Origin of the sequence: Acidovorax sp. sif0632, from assembly GCF_019218805.1 — a bacterium.
GTDB lineage: Bacteria > Pseudomonadota > Gammaproteobacteria > Burkholderiales > Burkholderiaceae_C > Acidovorax > Acidovorax facilis.
The window spans coordinates 73,986-90,815 of the sequence record NZ_JAHUWW010000001.1; the positions used below are offsets into that span (position 1 = coordinate 73,986).

The following is a 16,830-nucleotide window of genomic DNA, read 5'->3' on the forward strand; positions in this document are numbered from 1 at the left end:
CTTTCAAGGACCTGTGATGGCTGTCATTCCCTGGCCTTTGCACCATGCCCCCCGGCAGGTGCCAACTGCTGCGCTCCCGCCAGACGATACCGCCGCCATGGCTGCCGCGCTGATCCACTCGCGCCAGACCATCCTGCCTAAACGCCTGGCTGCTCCCGGACCCAGCGCGGGGGAGCTGGCCCAGATTCTCAGCGCTGCGGCCCACGCGCCGGACCACGGCCAATTGACGCCCTGGCGTTTTGTGCTGGTGCCCGCCGCCGCGCGGCCAGCGTTGGCCGACGTGTTTGCGCAGGCTCTGTGCGAACGAGATCCTGCCGCCACGCCCGAGCAGGCCGAGCAGGCCCGCGAAAAGGCCTACCGTGCCCCGGTACTCATGCTGGTGGTGGTAGATAGCCAGTGCGGCGACCCCGCCATCGACCTGTCAGAGCGCTTGGTGTCCGCTGGCTGCGCAGTGCAGAACATGTTGCTCATGGCCACTGCACAGGGCTTCGGATCGGCCCTCACCAGCGGCAAGGCCCTCAAGTCCCCCGGATTGCGCGGCTTGTTCCAGCTGGACGCCTGGGAGCAGGCGCTGTGTTTTGTCAGCATCGGCACCGTGCAATCGCGCAAGGCGGCGCGTGCTCGACCGGTAGCAGACAGCTATGTGAGCACGCTAGACCCGCAAAAGGGCGTGGTGCCAGGCTTCTGAGAAGACCAAGCCTCCCTCGCAGCATTTTTAATTCATCGAAATTTTTTATGAACATTTCCAGCTTCGACGATCTACTTGAGGCGGCACGCATGCAGCCTGAACCCCAGCGGCTCCTGTTCGTGTTTGCTGCCGTTGAATTGCCCGACGATGCCACCCCCGCGCAGCGGGCCCGGTTTGAAGCCGGGCAGGGCGGCGCGCTGGTGCCACTGATGTGCGTGGACAAGACGCCACAGGAGCTGCCTTCGTTCGACGCGCTGGTCGGTGAGGCCAGCCAGTTCACGGCCCCTGGCCACGACTGGGCCATGGTGTTCGCAGCCGCCATGTCGGGCACCCTGAACAAGGCGCCCACCAGCGCCGATGCCGAGGCGCCTTTGCAGCGCATGGTGGATGCGATCAAGGGCGGTGCGCATGGTGCCTACATCCCCTTCGACCGCCAGGGCCAGCCCGTGCGCTTTGGGTGAGGCGAGGATGGCGTCCACTTCTGCACCTGCTCGCAACGTTCCTGGCTTCAGCGCACCTGCAGTCGGGTTCGAAGAGCCCTTCGCCATGCTGGAGGCCTGCCACGAGCGCGTGCAGCGCACGCTGACACTGCTGGACCGCCTGCGTGAACATGTCTGCCAGCAAGGTGCCGATGAGAGCGCGCGCCAGGCCGCGCGCGATGTGTTGCGCTACTTTGATGTCGCTGCGCCATTGCACCATGAGGATGAGGAGCTCCATGTCTTCCCGCTGTTGCTGGCCCAGGCTGCACCGGAGATGAGGACTCTGGTGCAGCGGCTGCAACAGGACCATGTCGACATGGTGGCTGACTGGGCGGCGGCGCGAGTTCCGCTACAAGCGCTGGCGCAGGGGGAAATCGAAGGCTTCTCGGAATCGGCAGAGGCGCTTTTTGATCGATTTGTGGCGCGCTATGCGAGCCATATCCACCACGAGGAGCGCCAGGCTTACCCGGCGGCGCTGCATCTTTTGGAGCCCGCTGTGCTGGGCAGGATGGGACAAGAAATGGCACACCGGCGGGGCGCGCCTGAGCGCTGAAAAGCTCCGCCAGTGCGCTCTGCGCGCCCAGAAAGAGGAGGCCACAGTACCCGCTTTCCATGGCGGTTTGCTTTGCGGTGGACTTGGCTGTTGTCCCTGGAGCCGCCCGGCTGGCGCTGGATGGCGGTTCGGTGCCGCGCAGGTGTTTACCATGGCGGGATGTCAATCTCTCATCTGTATCGGGAAGCACCTTGACCGACACAAAGAAACCCCATTTCGGGCAGTCCTTCAAGCCTGGTGCAATACCAGCCAGCCAGCCCAGTTTTAAATTCGGAATCAACTATGGAACGGGCTTGGTTGCGGGCGTTAGATCTGTGGAGTCGCCCCTCCCCGATGATGCGACGGCGTGCAACACCCGGGGCAATGAATGGATGATGGCCAACCGGCCCGCAGACGCTATTCGCGCCTACGACCGAGCCATCGCTCTCAAGCCCGCCTACGTTGACCCCTACTTCAATCGTGGCAACGCGCTGCTACGCCTGCAGCGCAATCAGGACGCGCTGGCTTCGTTCGATCAGGCCATTGCACTCTCGCCTGGGTTGGGGCTCGCACATTACAACCGGGGAACGGTCCTGCAAACCTTGGATCGGTTGCCGGAGGCCATGGAAAGCTACCGCAAGGTGCTGGCGATAGATCCTGCGAATGTGCAGGCGCGTTTCAATCTGGGCTGCATTCACCTGCAGATGAAGCAGTTTGATGAAACCCTGGAGTGCATGGACCAGGTGATCGAACGCGCACCCGAGATACCGGAGCCGCACAACAACCGGGGCACGGCTTTGCTGAGGCTGGGCCGGTATGCAGAAGCGGTTGCTGCCTTCAGCCGGGCGCTGGAGATCAACCCGCAGTCCGCCGAGGCGTACAACAACCGTGGCGAGGCGCAACTGCAACTGAGAAATCTGGAAAGCGCACTGGCGGACGTGAGCCGCGCGATCGAGCTTCGGCCCCAGCAGGGGGAGTCCAGATTCCTCATGGGTCGGCTTTTGCGGGAGATGAAGCGGTACGACGAGGCTTTGCAGCAGTTCTATCTGGCCCAGCGGCTGCCCGCTCCTTTGGCGATGCTGCAAAGCGAGATCGTTACCGCCAAGGTCCATGGCTGTATTTGGCAAAACCTGGAGGAAGAACTGCTTCAGCTCCAGCAGGACATCCGGGCTAGGCAGCCTGTCCTTGAGCCATTCTCTGCCCTGTCCGTGTTCGACCAGCCTGCCCTTCACAAAGAGATTGCAAGCCGTCTTGTAGAACGCGATATGCCTGGCTCTGCAGCGTTGGGCGCGATTCCTGTTCGTGCGAGGGGCGAGAAGATTCGCATCGGTTACTACTCTGCAGATTTTCGCAATCACCCCTCGGCGTACTTGATTGCAGAGCTGATTGAAGTGCATGACCGCGAGCGATTTGAATTGTTCGCGTTTTCGGTCAGTCCCCAGGTGCACGACAGCATGCGCGAGCGACTGGTGGTGGCCTTTGACCATTTTCTGGATGTGCGTGAGCGTACCGATCTTGATATTGCACAGCTTTCACGAGAGCTTGGTATCGACATCGCTGTGGATCTGATGGGCTTTACGCAAGCGACGCGTTTGAGATGTTTTTCCTACCGGTGTGCACCCGTTCAGGTCAGCTACCTGGCGTACCCTGGCACCATCGGCGCCAGTTACATGGACTATGTGATCGCCGACAAGGTGGTGATTCCTCCCCATGCCCAGGCCGACTTCACTGAAAAAGTGGTCTATCTGCCGCACAGCTACCAGGTCAACGACTCCCAGCGGAAAGTAGCTGACCGGACATTTTCCCGCGACGAACTGGGTTTGCCCGCCACTGGTTTTGTGTTTTGCTGCTTCAACAACAACTTCAAGATCCTCCCACCCACGTTTGACGGCTGGATGCGCATCCTCCATGCCGTTGAAGGCAGCGTCTTGTGGCTGCTGGAAGACAACCCGATTGCGGCGCGGAATCTGTGCCGAGAGGCGCAGGCCCGGGGGATTTCTGCAGACCGCCTCGTGTTTGCCAGCCGCGTGCCCATGGACCTGCATCTCGCCCGCCAGCGGATGGCCGACCTCTTCCTTGATACGCTGCCCTACAACGCGCACACCACCGCGAGCGATGCCTTGTGGGTAGGGCTGCCGGTTCTGACGTGTTCAGGACAATCGTTTGCGAGCCGAGTGGCGGCGAGCCTGTTGCATGCCGTGGGGTTGCCCGAGCTTGTCACCCAGACGCAGTCTGCATTTGAGGCCCGAGCCATAGAGCTTGCCCGCGATGTGGCGCAACTCAAGAGCATTCGGGACAAGCTGGAGGAACAGGGGCCCCAGTCGCCCTTGTTCAATGCCCGGCTCTTTGCGCGGCATATCGAGTCGGCATACACCACAATGGTCGAACGCGCGCACCAGGGGCTGCCTCCCGATGTGATTGAGGTGTGAAACTTCACGGCGCCCTTCGCGTGGGCGCGAGCCCCATGTCTTGTATTTTTCAGTTTTTTTTGCCCCCTCCATGAATCTCACCTTGTTCGGAACCGGTTATGTGGGGCTCGTTACCGGCGTATGCCTTGCGGAGCTGGGCAATGATGTCCTGTGCATCGACACGGATGCCGAAAAAATTGCCACACTGCAGCGCGCAGAGATTCCAATCTACGAGCCAGGGCTGCAGGAGTTGATCGTCGGCAATGTCCGCGCCGGCAGGCTGGCGTTTTCCACCGACATGGCGCGCGGTGTTGCCCACGGTGACGTGCAGTTCATCGCGGTGGGCACGCCCTCTGCGGACGATGGCAGTGCGGACCTGAGTCATGTGTTCGAGGTGGCGGGTGCCATCGCGACCCACATGACCACCTTCAAGGTGATCGTCAACAAATCTACCGTGCCTGTGGGCGCGGGCGAAGCGGTGCACAAGGCCGTCGCTACTGTGCTTGCCCAGCGCTGGCCCGGTGCCCATCCAGCACCTGGCTTTGCGGTGGTCTCGAACCCGGAGTTCCTCAAAGAGGGCAGTGCGATCAACGACTTCATGCGGCCTGACCGGATCATCGTTGGATTGGGTGAGTCGCCTGAAGAGCAGCGCGCTGGTGATCTCATGCGTGCGTTGTACCGCCCGTTCGGGCATGGCCATGATCGCGTTATCTGCATGGACCGCCGCAGCGCAGAGTTCACAAAGTACGCCGCCAACGCCATGCTCGCCACGCGCATCAGTTTCATGAATGAAATGGCCAATCTGGCAGATCGTCTGGGGGTGGATATCGAACCTGTGCGGGTGGGTATTGGCGCTGATCCGCGCATTGGTGACAGCTTTCTTTATCCTGGCGTTGGTTACGGTGGCAGTTGTTTTCCCAAGGACGTGACAGCGTTGCAGCGCATGGGCGATGACGTCGGGCTCCCGCTGCGGTTGTTGGCGGCGGTGGCGCAGGTCAATGAAGGACAGAAGCGGCAGCTGGTGGATAGGCTGGTGCAGCGGCTCGGCCCGGATTTTTCGGGCCAACGGTTTGCGTTGTGGGGGCTGGCCTTCAAACCCAATACCGACGACATGCGCGAGGCTCCCAGCAGGGTGCTGGTGCGCGAACTGCTGGAGCGTGGTGCGGTGCTGCAGGTGTTTGACCCGGTGGCCATGCAGGAGGCTCGCCGATGCCTGCAAGACGATTTGCAGGATCGGCCCGACCTGTTGGAGCGTATCCGTTATGCCCAAAGTCCTATGGATGCGGCGCGCGATGCCGACGCATTGTTGATCGTGACCGAATGGCAGGTGTTTCGCAGTCCCGACTTCGATGCCCTGCGGGCGGTCCTGCGGCAGCCGCTGGTCGTGGATGGGCGCAACCTCTACGAGCCTCGGTCCATGCGTGCTTTGGGGTTCGACTATCTGACGGTGGGGCGGAATGCGGTGGATGCACCTGGGGCCACCACACCATGAAGAAGGCTAAGTCAATCCTGGTGACCGGGGGCGCGGGCTTCCTCGGCTCTCATTTGTGCGAGCGTTTGTTGCAAGATGGTCATGGGGTGCTGTGCGTGGATGACTTTTCCACGGGCTCCGAAAAGAACATTGCCCACCTCCAGGCTTCGCCGCGTTTTCGTTGGCTTCGGCACGATGTCACCCAGCCGCTGGCCGCTGAGGTGGACGAAATCTACAACCTCGCCTGCCCCGCATCGCCAGTGCACTACCAGGCCGACCCCGTGCGGACCCTGCGTACCAGCGTGATGGGGGCGCTGAACCTGCTGGAGCTGGCCCGCCAGTGCAGGGCCGTCATTCTTCAGGCTTCCACCAGCGAGGTGTATGGCGACCCCAGCGTGCACCCACAGCCGGAGTCCTACTGGGGCAACGTCAATCCCATTGGCGTGCGGGCCTGCTATGACGAGGGAAAGCGCTGTGCGGAGACCCTGTTTTTCGATTACCGGCGCCAGCATGGCGTGCGCACGAAGGTGGTGCGGCTGTTCAATACCTATGGCCCCCGCATGCGCCCGGACGATGGCAGGGTGGTCTCCAACTTCATCGTGCAGGCGTTGCGCGGCGCTGACCTGACCGTATACGGCTCAGGTGACCAGACCCGCAGCTTCTGCTACGTGGACGACATGGTGGAAGCACTGGTGCGCATGATGGCAACGCCGGACGAAGTCGCGGGGCCTGTCAACTTGGGGAATCCTGGGGAATTCACTATCCTGGAACTCGCCCAGAAGGTCCTTGCTCACACGGGGGCCGCCGCCCGGATCACCCACCACCCCCTGCCGGGAGATGACCCCCGGCAGCGGCAGCCCGACATCGCGCTGGCGCACCAACTGCTGGGCGGCTGGGAGCCCCGTATGGATCTTGATGCTGGATTGCGCCAGACCATTGCTTACTTCAGAGGCGCTGGTGCCCCCTGAACCTGAAAGGCAAAGGGATGCGGCTTTTCACGTTGTCTCCCTTTCCCATTTGGACTGGTCGCCAGGTCGAAAGTGTCGGTATGGTGGCTGCAGGGTGTACTGGTCATCGACTGATGCCGTCTCACTTTCACCATGCCTGTGAATTCTTTTTTTCGCGTTCTTGAAACGCTGGTTCTGGCCCTTGCCGCCGCAGTCGGCTGCGTGGCTCTGCACACGCCCTTGCCCTGGATGATCGGCCCGTTGCTGGCGACTTCCGTCGTGTCGATCGCTGGCGGCCCTACGCAGAGCTGGGGGCCACTGCGCAATGCCGGGCAGTGGACCATTGGCGCAGCGCTGGGCCTTTATTTCACACCCCAGGTGGCGGCGCTGATCAGCGGGCTGTGGTGGGCCATCGTGCTGGGCATCGTGTGGGCGCTTTTTCTCGGCTGGCTGTTTGGTGCCTGGCTGTACAGGCTGCATGCACCGCGCATGCACGGTGTGCCTGCACCCATGCTGCGCGCCACCAGTTACTTCGCCGGTGCAATTGGTGCTGCGTCCGAGATGACCTTGCTGTCCGAGCGCGAGAACGCACGCACCGACTTGGTTGCAGCGAGCCACAGCCTGCGCCTGCTGATCGTCACCGTGACGATACCGTTTGCCTTGCAGTGGACGGGTATGCACGGGCTGGACGTCCAGCCTGCGACCGCCAGGGCGGTAAGCCTGCCAGGGTTGGCGCTGATGGCCCTGTTGACCGGGGCGGGTGCGGTTTTCATGGACCGGCTCGACCGCGCCAACCCTTGGTTTATGGGGGCTCTGCTGGTGTCCATGGGACTCACCATGGCCGGTGTCAGCCTGTCGGCGGTACCGCAGGCCATGGTGAATGCTGCGCAGCTGGTGATCGGCGTCAGTTTGGGGGTGCGTTTTCGTGCGGATTTCCTGCATACAGCGCCGCGCTGGCTCGTGTCCGTGGCGTTGGGCACACTGGTGCTGATGATTGCATGCGCGCTGTTCGCAAGCCTGCTCGCCTGGGCGACGGGGCTGCCCTGGGTTACTTTGCTGCTTGGCACCTCACCAGGCGGTATTACGGAGATGGCCATCACGGCGAAAGTGCTGCAGCTAGGCGTCCCGTTGGTCACTGCGTTTCAGGTGTGCCGATTGATCGCCGTACTGACGGTGGTCGCTCCGCTCTATCGGCTCCTCTATCTTGCCCCTGTGTCCTGACCATGGGGCATCCCTCGCGGCACAATCCGAACCTTGTTGGTGTTGGGGGATGGCACTGGCCACCCTCTTTCACGTGTTCCCCTTCGAAGCACACCCCTGACCATGAGCATTCATTACAACTTTGGCATACGTCCCCCCCAAGCAACCAAGGCCCAGTTGGCCAAGTGGCTGGACCAGGCCATGCGAGCGCACCAGCAGGGAAGCCTTGCACAGGCCAATCAGCTCTACAACACCATTTTGAAGAATGACCCGAAGAACTTCGGCGCTTTGCATATGCAAGGGGTGCTGGCCTACCAGGCGGGCCATTTGCAGATGGCGGTTGATCTGATTGGCCAGGCGATCAAGCAGGCCCCGGAGGACGCCGCGCCCTATGTCAATCGTGGACTGGCATTGGGTGCCTTGAAGCGCCATGACGAAGCGCTTGCGCACTTTGAGCAAGCCATCATCCTGCGCCCGGAGTTTGCGGAGGCCTATGTCAACCAGGGGATCACGCTCAAGGAGCTGTCTCGGCCCGCAGACGCTATTGCGAGCTACGACCAGGCCATCGCTCTCCAACCCAGCCTGGCGGCAGCCTACAACAATAAAGGTAATGCCCTGCGCCAGTTGGAGCGGCTGGATGAAGCGCTGAAATGCTACGAGAAGGCGTTTGCCCTGAATGACCAGGATGTGGATGCCTGTCAGAACCTGGGGATGCTGCACGCTGATGCCGGTCGATCTGACGAGGCGTTGCAGTGCTTTGACCGGGTCATTGCCCGGAGGCCTCAGCATGCCGAGGCGCACAACGGCAAAGGCACTATCCTGGCGCAGCGGGAACAATGGACCGAAGCGATCAAGCATTTTGAAGCCGCCATACAGGCAGATGGCACGTTGATTCAGGCGCACAAGAACCTGGGCTCGGCACGGGTTTGTCTCTTCCAGTTCGCCCAAGCGGCAGATGCTTTCCAGAAGGCTGCCCAGTTAAGCCCCCAGGACGTTGAAATCCAGTCGCTCTGGGCGCTTTCCTTGCTGGATGCGGGGCGTTATGCCGAGTCCCTGGCCCTGTACAACAAAGTGATTCGCATGGCGCCCGATAAGGTGGACCTGCACTACAACCGAGCCAACCTGCACATTCGGTTCAAACGGTATGAATCTGCTAGTGCAGACTATCTGAAGGCCTACAGCATCAACCCTGATATCAAGTACTTACTCGGAGACTTAGCGAACAGCCGTGTCAAAACCTGCGACTGGCAACATCTGGCAGATGATCTTGAGCGGTGTGAGAAGAGTATTCGGGCGGGCGAGCTGAGTGTGCAGCCGTTTATCACTTTGGCGTTGTTCGATTTGCCCGAGCTTCAAAAGCAGGCAGCCCAAACTGCCGTGAAGTCTGAGTATCCCGAGTCGACGACCTTGGGCCTGATGCCGGCACGCTCTACTGGGGGCAAGATTCGAGTTGGCTACTACTCCGCGAACTTGCATGGTCATGCCCTTGCCTATCTGATGGCGGAGCTGTTCGAGGTGCATGACCGTGATCGCTTTGAATGGTTTGCCTTTTCCTATGGACCTCCTCTAGAGGATGCGATGCGGCGTCGGCTGCGCCAAAGTTTTGACCATTTCATCGACGTGCGAGAGCTGAGCGCGGCGGAGATTGCACGGAGGTCGCGTGAGTTGGGCATTGACATTGCTGTGGATTTGATGGGTTTCACGCTGGATACCCGCTTCGACATCTTTGCCCATCGTTGCGCCCCTGTTCAGGTCAGCTACATGGGCTACCCCGGAACGACCGGAGCGGCCTACATGGACTATGTGATTGCTGACAGGGTGGTGATTCCGCCCGAGGCACAGATCCATTTCACCGAAAAGCCCGTCTACATGCCGCACAGCTACCAGGTGAATGACTCGCAGCGTGCGATCAGTGATCGAGTGTTCACCCGTGAAGAATTGGGACTGCCTGCCTTCAGCGTAGTGTTTTGCTGCTTCAACAACAACCACAAGATTCTCCCGCCCGTGTTTGGCAGCTGGATGCGCATCCTGGCAGCGGTGCCTGGCAGCGTGCTGTGGTTGTTTGAGGACAACCCCGCCGTCGCGACCAACCTGCGGCGCGAGGCGCAGGCGCGCGGCGTGGCGGCCGAGAGGCTGGTGTTTGCACAGCGCCTGCCTCTGAGCGAGCATCTGGCGCGCCACCGGTTGGCCGACCTGTTTCTGGATACCTTGCCCTACAACGCTCACACCACGGCCAGCGATGCCTTGTGGGCGGGTCTGCCGGTGCTCACGCGGTTGGGAGAATCGTTTGCGGCGCGAGTGGCGGCCAGCCTGCTACATGCTGTGGGCCTGCCGGAGCTTGTGACCCACAGCGCCGCCGAATATGAAGCCCTGGCGATCTCGCTCGCCCAGGACCCGGCGCGCCTGAAGGCGCTGCGCGACAAACTCCAAGCGGAAAAAGCCCAGTCCCCCTTGTTCAACACCCACCAGTTTGCGCGCGATATCGAGGCTGCCTATCTGGCGATGCATGAACGGCACCTGCAGGGGCTGCCGCCCGAGGTGATTGAGGTGTGACAACTGGGGGCGCTGCCCCAGTCTGCCGAGAATGTAGGAGACCGATCTGGGCCTCCTCGGCCATCCAGGGATGGCTGCTGTGGAGGATGCGGTCAGTGCACCACGACCGGGTTCTGTGCCAGGCCCGCATAGCGGTCCAGCGCGTCTTCCACTTCTTCCTGTGTGGGGGTGTCGCGCTGCCAGGCCAGGATCTGCTCCTGGAACATCTCGGCCCAGGAGCCGTCCAGGTACACCTCTTTGCCGGAGCGCTTGTCCACGATTTCAAAGCCGTGGCGCGCGAGCTGGGGAACGGCGGGGGCGGTGTCGTTGAGCACCTGGGCGCTCTTTTTCTCCACGGCATCGGGCAGCATGTGGACCACCACGAAGGATTCTGAGTCGTAGAGCATGTGCATCGTGTTCCCCTTGTCGATATAGATGTCAGATGACAGCGGGTGCGCAGAGTTCAAGTGGCACAGGCAAAGCCCGTGGCTTTTGTTTCCTTGCCGATGCAGTATTTCATGAAAACCCGGTGCTTCCGGTTTCGCGGGTCTATTTTGGTGGGATGGCGCTCCTGCGCAACACTTTTTAACAAGACCCCTCCAGACCATCAAGGCGGGCCGCTGCGGCTCAATTGCAGGTCGGCGAAGTCGCCGTTGGCTTGGGTCAGCTTGATGCGTACTGGCAGATAACCCAGTGCGGGGGCCACCCACAGTTCGGCCTTCTGGTCGTAGTCCTTGCGGGGCAGGCGCTGTAACTTGAGGGTGGGCGTGGCGCCTGCGGGCAGGTCCAGTGTTTCTGCACCCTCGATGGTGAAGGTCCAGCGGTCGGCGCTGCGCGCGCTCACCGTGGTGAGCGTGATCTGGGTGCCGGTCACAAACCGGGCAGGATCGGCGGCGAGCAGGGCACCGAGTTGGATGAACACACTCAGCCGGTCCTGCACCCCCGGGCCCACGGTGGCGTCCGGCGTGTTGGCGCTGAAGGTGACCCGGCCCTTGGTGTAGTCGAAGTGCGCTGCCTGCTCGCTGCGGGACTTGTCTGAAAATTTCTCGGGCAACAGCCCCTGGGCCGTGATCGCACCCACACTGCGCTGCGCCCGGGTGCCGACCAAAAACGCGCTGATCTCCTGCCGCGCCTCGTAGCGGCTGCCATCGTGCTGCCACAGCAGCTCGGCGCGGGCACTGTAGGCAAATTTCTTGGCCTGCCCACTCACGTCAAACGCCAGCCGTGTAGGCGGGGGCAGGCGCACAGGCGGTGGTGCCGTGTTGGGCGTGTGGTCCGTGCCAGCCCCGGGCGGGGCGATGTCCACGCCTGTTGTGGCTTCAGAGGGGAGAGGCGCTGATGATGCCTGGGCTGGTGCCGATGCAGGGGAGGCTGCCGTTGTGGGGAGCGTTTCCTCCACAACGGTCGAGACAGCTTCGGCGGGGGCGGCCAGCGCGACGTCTGCACCCGCCTCGGTGCTGGGGGCCGTGGCCTCGGTGGAGGGGGATGCAGGGGGTGGCGCCTGTGCGGCCGGGGGCTGGGGTGTTGCCCGTGCCTGTGGTTTGGGGCGCGCGGGCGGCTTGGGCGCGACCGCAGGTTTCGCCGCAATGGGGGCAACGGCTGCCACAGCTGCCACAGCGGCAGCGGGTGGCGGGGGGGCCGCAATGCTGCGCGTGCTGAACACTTTGCCGACAGGCGACCGGGGGCTGTCCCAAGCCAGCGGCACGCCGCTCAGCACCAGCCAGTGCAGGGCCAGCACCAGGACTGTGATGAGAAAGAGCGCGCGCCGTGGCATCTACCTGCGTGCCGGGGCCGTCAGGCGCTGCCCGCGCCCAGATCACTGGAGAGCTGGGCCGCAGCCGCGCGCAGCGGCGCGTCGATGGCGCCGCCCCACTCGGGGTCGAAGGTGGCAATGGAGCCCAGCGTGGTGATGCCCAACTCCAGGTGGCCGTCCGCGTCAAACACGGGTGCGCAGAACGCCACGATGCCGGGCAGCAAGGTATCGACCACCCGCGCGGCACCGCGTTCGCGTACCTCGGCGAGCAGGGTATTGACCTCGGTCATGGTCGAGGGCAGGTCGGTGCGGCGCATCTTCACGGCGCGGGCCAGCTCCTCCTTGAGCAGCGGCGCCACCACATCAGGCGCCATGTGCGCCGCAAAGCAGCGGCCGGTGGCCGACGACAACAGCGGCATTACGTCGCCCAACCGCAGGTTGGCAGTGACAGCCTGGGGCGACTCCTCCCAGTGCACGATGGTGGGGCCGTGGTTGCCCCACACGGCCAGCGCCAGCGTGTGACCGATGGCTTCCATGAGCTCCGGCATGCGCTCGCGCGCTAGGCGCACGGCATCGAGCCGGGCCAGCGACGCCAGCCCCAGCTTGAGGGCGGCGGGGCCCAGGTCGTAGCGGGCGTTGCGCGGGTCTTGTGTGACCAGGCCCAGGCGCTGAAAGCTCACCAGATACCGGTGCGCCTTGGCCGCGCTCATGCCCGCCGAGGCCGCCACATCCTTGAGCATGAGCGGTCCGCGCGAGCGTGTCAGCCCCTCCAGCAGGGCAAAACCCACCTCGACCGATTGAATTCCTGCACGTTCTTTGTCCATGTGCACTAAAATTTGCGAGTTTTGTTTAGTTAAATCAATTTACCCAAGCGTAATTCGTGTTGGGTGAAGACTTTCAACCCCTTGAGACAAAGGTCCTGCCACCATGAAACTCGCTACCTACAAAGACGGCTCGCGCGACGGCCAACTGGTTGTTGTCTCCCGCGACCTGGGCACAGCCCATTATGCGACCGGCATCGCCAGCAAGCTCCAGCAGGCGCTGGACGACTGGGGCTTCATCTCGCCCCAGCTGCAGGACCTGTACGACCAGCTCAACAGCGGCCGCGCGCGCCACGCCTTCCCGTTTGACCCCAAGCAGTGCATGGCCCCGCTGCCCCGCGCCTACCAGTGGGCGGATGGCTCGGCCTACATCAACCACGTCGAACTGGTGCGAAAAGCGCGCAACTCCGAAGTACCCGAAAGCTTCTACACCGACCCCCTGATGTACCAGGGCGGCAGCGACGACTTCATCGGCCCCTGCGACGACGTCGTGGTGCCCAGCGAAGCCATGGGCATCGACTTCGAGGCCGAAATCGCCGTCATCACCGGCGACGTGAAGATGGGCACCAACGCCGACCAGGCGCTGGACGGCATCCGTCTGGTGATGATTGCCAACGACGTAAGCCTGCGCAACCTGATCCCGGCCGAACTGGCCAAGGGTTTCGGTTTCTTCCAGAGCAAGCCCGCCACCGCCTTCGGCCCCGTGGCCGTGACGCTGGACGAGCTGGGCGATGCCTGGGACCACGGCCGCGTGAACCTCACCGTGCAGTCCACCTGGAACGGCCGCAAGGTCGGCATGTGCGATGCGGGCCCCGAAATGACCTTCCACTTCGGCCAGCTGATCGCCCACGTGGCCAAGACGCGCAACCTGCGCACGGGCTCCATCATCGGCAGCGGCACCGTGAGCAACAAGGGCGTGACCGACGCCAACGGCCGCACCGAATGGCCGAAGGGCTATAGCTGCATCGCCGAAAAGCGCTGCATCGAGACCATCCAGGACGGCAAGCCCAGCACCGAATTCATGAAGTTCGGCGACACCATCCGCATCGAGGTTAAGGGCAAGGATGGCGCGAGCCTCTTTGGCGCCATTGACCAGAGCATCGCAGCCCCCTGAGCCGCCTTCGGCGTCTTCCCCCTCAGGGGGACGCCACCCGTGGCCTGGCAAAGCCAGTTCCACGGTGGTGCTGGCCTTAGCGCGCGCCGGCGTCAAGCGGCGCGCGCATGTGCAGTCAGAAATACAAGAAAAACAGGCTCTAGCGCTTATTGGATAAGCGCTAGCAGCTATTAATTTAATAGTTCCATATAGGAGACAACCCCATGCAGCGTAGAACCCTCTTGTCCGCCCTGGCCGCCGCAGGCGCCACCACCGCCGCCCCTTGGGCCCTGGCCCAGCAAGCAGCTTGGCCCGACCAGCCCCTGCGCTGGGTGGTGCCCTACCCCGCAGGCGGCGGCACCGACGTGCTGGCCCGCACTGTGGCCGAAGCCATGCGCCAGACGCTGGGCCAGCAGATCATCGTGGACAACCGCCCAGGCGCCTCCACCAATATCGGCGGCCAGGCCGTGGCCACGGCCAAACCCGACGGCTACACCTTCATGTCGGCCGACAACGCCATCCTGGCCTACAACGAACACCTGTTCACCAAGCTGCCGTTCAACCCCGAAAAGGACTTCACCTACGTGGGCGGCATCAGCCGCTTTCCGCTGGCGCTGGTGGTGCATCCGGCGTTTGAAGCCAAGACGGTGAAGGAATTCCTCGCCTACGCGCGCGCCAACCCCGGCAAACTCAACTACGCGTCGCCCGGCAATGGTTCGCCGCACCACCTGGCGATGGAGATGTTCAAGAACCGCACCAAGACCTTCCTCACCCACATCCCCTACCGCGGCGCGGCGCCTGCGCTGCAGGACGTGATGGGCGGCCAAGTGCCGTGCATGTTTCTGGACCTCGCCGCCGGCCTGCCCGTGATCACCTCGGGCAAGGTGCGCGCGCTGGCCATTGGCTCGGCCAAGCGCGTGGCCGCGCTGCCGGACGTGCCCACCTTGGCCGAAGCCGGTGTGCCCAACACCGAGGTATTTGCGTTCCAGGGCATCCTGGCGCCCGCCGGTCTGCCCGCTGCGATCACGGCGCGCCTGAACGGCGACCTGAACAAGGCCCTGCTCAACCCCGCCGTGGTCAAGCGCATGAACGACTTCGGCATGGAAGCCCTGCCCGGCACGCCCGAGCAGTTCCGCACCATGGCGCGGGCCGAGTCCAAGCGCTGGGGCGAGATCATCAAGGCGGCAGGGGTGAAGCTGGACTGATCACGCAGCACTTCCGTGCACAGGGCTGTGCACCGGGTGGCCTCGCCTTGCCGGGCCTGGCCACCCGTCAGCCTTGCAGGCCCATCTATTCAGGCAGGTGGCATACCGCCTCGATGTTGTTGCCTTCCGGGTCAATCACAAAAGCGCCGTAGTAGTGCGCGTGGTAGTCGGGCCGGAGGCCCGGGGCGCCGTTGTCCTTGCCGCCTGCTGCGATGGCGGCGGCGTAGAAAGCATCCACCTGCGCCCGGTTCTGGGCGCGCCACGCCAGGTGGCAGCCCGTGGTCGCGGGCGGGCCGCCGTAGGGCGAGGGGCCGTCGATGAACCACACATCCGCCTTCTTGCCGTCGGGCTCGGACGGAGCCGGGTAGGCATAGCCCAGCATGTTGGATCCGTAGTTGCCTTCAAAACACAGGTTGTAGCCCAAAGGCGCGAGGGCAGCGGTGTAGAACGCCTTGGTGCGGGCGATGTCGGTGACGCGGAAGGTCATGTGGTCCAGCATGGGAGGGGCTCCTAGGGTTGTTGTGTGCGGTTTTATACCTGAGATACTGATATTAAACACAGTATTTTTCATCTGGATACAGAACCCACCGCGGCCTCAAAGGCCGCCCCGCCCATGCCTGGGACTCATCGGACTGGCGCTCTTCAGTTCCACCCCTCCAGCACCAGCTTGCCCCGCGCCTTGCCGCTCTCGATGAGCGCATGGGCGCGTTTCAGATTCGCCGCATTGATGCTGCCAACGCGCTGGTCCAGTGTGGTGCGGATCAGCCCGGCGTCTACCAGCTGCGCCACCTCGGTCAGCAGGCGGTGCTGGCCGATCATGTCGTCCGTGCCAAACAGCGCGCGGGTGAACATCAGCTCCCAATGCACCGACACCGACTTGCGCTTGAACTTCGTCACGTCGAGCGCTACCGGGTCGTCGATCAGCGCGAGCTGGCCTTGGGGCGCGATGGCCTCGACGATCTGGTCGAAGTGCGCGTCGGTCTGCGTGAGGCTCACGATGATGTCCACCGTGGGGTGGCCGATGCGGGCCAGTTCTTGCGTCAGGGGCTGGCTGTGGTCGATGACGTGGTGGGCGCCCAGTTCACGCACCCACTGCTGTGTCTCCGGGCGCGACGCGGTGCCGATCACCGTGAGGCTGGTGAGCCGAGCCGCCAGCTGCGTGAGGATGGAGCCCACGCCGCCGCTCGCGCCGATGATGAGCAGGGTCTTGTTGGTGGGCTGCTTGCCGGGCGCCACGCGCAGGCGGTCAAACAGCAGCTCCCACGCGGTGATGGTGGTCAGCGGCAGTGCGGCGGCTTCCGCAAAGTCCAGCGACTTCGGTGCGTGGCCCACGATGCGCTCGTCCACCAGATGCAGCTCGCTGTTGGTGCCGGCGCGCGCGATGGAGCCTGCGTACCAGACGCGGTCGCCGGGCTGGAACAGTGTCACCTCTGGCCCCACGGCGCGCACGATGCCGCTGGCGTCCCAGCCCAGCACCTTGTAGTCGGGGCCGTCGCCGCTGCGCGAGCTGCTTTTGCGCACCTTGGTGTCCACGGGGTTGACGGAAACAGCGTGCACCTCCACCAGCAGGTCGTGGCCGGTGGCCATGGGGTCGGGTTGGGTGATGTCGAGCAGCGACTCGGGGTGGTCGATGGGGTGGGCGGTTTGGTAGCCGATGGCTTTCATGGTGCAGGTCCTGGTGTGTGGAGTGGGAGTGATGGG

General features: G+C 63.3%; 15 protein-coding genes. 10 read left to right on the forward strand and 5 right to left on the reverse strand.

All coding sequences use genetic code 11. The features are described 5' to 3' along the window. The first annotated feature begins 16 nt into the window (after positions 1–16). From KW832_RS00300 to KW832_RS00335, 8 genes are all read left to right on the forward strand, one after another. Positions 17–688: a nitroreductase gene (locus tag KW832_RS00300; protein ID WP_218299034.1), complete on the forward strand. Its 672-nt coding sequence runs from the start codon at positions 17–19 to the stop codon at positions 686–688. Between the two features lie 47 nt (positions 689–735). Next, complete coding sequence (locus tag KW832_RS00305; protein WP_055398435.1) at positions 736–1,149, forward strand: hypothetical protein; 414 nt, start codon at positions 736–738, stop codon at positions 1,147–1,149. Between the two features lie 7 nt (positions 1,150–1,156). Then, positions 1,157–1,720: a hemerythrin domain-containing protein gene (locus tag KW832_RS00310; protein WP_255577421.1), complete on the forward strand. Its 564-nt coding sequence runs from the start codon at positions 1,157–1,159 to the stop codon at positions 1,718–1,720. A 59-nt stretch (positions 1,721–1,779) separates the two neighbouring features. Next, positions 1,780–4,128 (forward strand): glycosyltransferase family 41 protein, encoded by a 2,349-nt coding sequence (locus tag KW832_RS00315; RefSeq protein ID WP_255577423.1) that lies wholly within the window; start codon positions 1,780–1,782, stop codon positions 4,126–4,128. Positions 4,129–4,198: 70 nt separating this feature from the next. Then, positions 4,199–5,599: a UDP-glucose/GDP-mannose dehydrogenase family protein gene (locus KW832_RS00320; protein WP_218299033.1), complete on the forward strand. Its 1,401-nt coding sequence runs from the start codon at positions 4,199–4,201 to the stop codon at positions 5,597–5,599. Next, on the forward strand, positions 5,596–6,546 hold the full coding sequence (locus tag KW832_RS00325) for a UDP-glucuronic acid decarboxylase family protein (protein ID WP_218299032.1): 951 nt from the start codon (positions 5,596–5,598) through the stop codon (positions 6,544–6,546). The genes KW832_RS00320 and KW832_RS00325 overlap by 4 nt, the downstream gene beginning before the upstream one ends. A 132-nt stretch (positions 6,547–6,678) precedes the next feature. After that, the gene (locus KW832_RS00330; RefSeq protein ID WP_218299031.1) at positions 6,679–7,746 is read left to right on the forward strand and encodes an AbrB family transcriptional regulator; all 1,068 of its coding nucleotides are present in this window, start codon (positions 6,679–6,681) and stop codon (positions 7,744–7,746) included. 102 nt (positions 7,747–7,848) lie between these two features. Further along, positions 7,849–10,278, forward strand: coding sequence for a tetratricopeptide repeat protein (locus KW832_RS00335; RefSeq protein ID WP_218299030.1), 2,430 nt, complete (start codon positions 7,849–7,851; stop codon positions 10,276–10,278). Between the two features lie 92 nt (positions 10,279–10,370). Here KW832_RS00335 and KW832_RS00340 read toward each other — a convergent pair whose 3' ends face one another. From KW832_RS00340 to KW832_RS00350, 3 genes are all read right to left on the reverse strand, one after another. Continuing rightward, positions 10,371–10,670 carry a DUF3567 domain-containing protein gene (locus KW832_RS00340; protein ID WP_055392879.1) on the reverse strand — a complete coding sequence of 100 codons (300 nt, stop codon included), beginning with the start codon at positions 10,668–10,670 and terminating at the stop codon, positions 10,371–10,373. Positions 10,671–10,864: 194 nt separating this feature from the next. Continuing rightward, entirely contained in the window at positions 10,865–12,031 is a 1,167-nt protein-coding gene (locus KW832_RS00345) for a DUF3108 domain-containing protein (protein ID WP_218299029.1), read from the reverse strand. 20 nt (positions 12,032–12,051) lie between these two features. Then, positions 12,052–12,834: an IclR family transcriptional regulator gene (locus tag KW832_RS00350; RefSeq protein ID WP_055396937.1), complete on the reverse strand. Its 783-nt coding sequence runs from the start codon at positions 12,832–12,834 to the stop codon at positions 12,052–12,054. Between the two features lie 103 nt (positions 12,835–12,937). Here KW832_RS00350 and KW832_RS00355 point away from each other — a divergent pair, with 103 nt between their 5' ends. After that, positions 12,938–13,945, forward strand: a complete 1,008-nt coding sequence (locus KW832_RS00355; RefSeq protein ID WP_218299028.1) for a fumarylacetoacetate hydrolase family protein — start codon at positions 12,938–12,940, stop codon at positions 13,943–13,945. A gap of 203 nt (positions 13,946–14,148) precedes the next feature. After that, on the forward strand, positions 14,149–15,129 hold the full coding sequence (locus KW832_RS00360; protein WP_218299027.1) for a tripartite tricarboxylate transporter substrate binding protein: 981 nt from the start codon (positions 14,149–14,151) through the stop codon (positions 15,127–15,129). An 85-nt stretch (positions 15,130–15,214) separates the two neighbouring features. Here the strand turns inward: KW832_RS00360 and KW832_RS00365 are convergent, their stop codons facing one another. Both KW832_RS00365 and KW832_RS00370 read right to left on the reverse strand, forming a co-directional pair. Continuing rightward, the gene (locus KW832_RS00365) at positions 15,215–15,628 is read right to left on the reverse strand and encodes a VOC family protein (protein ID WP_218299026.1); all 414 of its coding nucleotides are present in this window, start codon (positions 15,626–15,628) and stop codon (positions 15,215–15,217) included. A gap of 143 nt (positions 15,629–15,771) precedes the next feature. Then, positions 15,772–16,794, reverse strand: coding sequence for a zinc-binding alcohol dehydrogenase family protein (locus KW832_RS00370; protein ID WP_218299025.1), 1,023 nt, complete (start codon positions 16,792–16,794; stop codon positions 15,772–15,774). Positions 16,795–16,830: the final 36 nt, after the last annotated feature.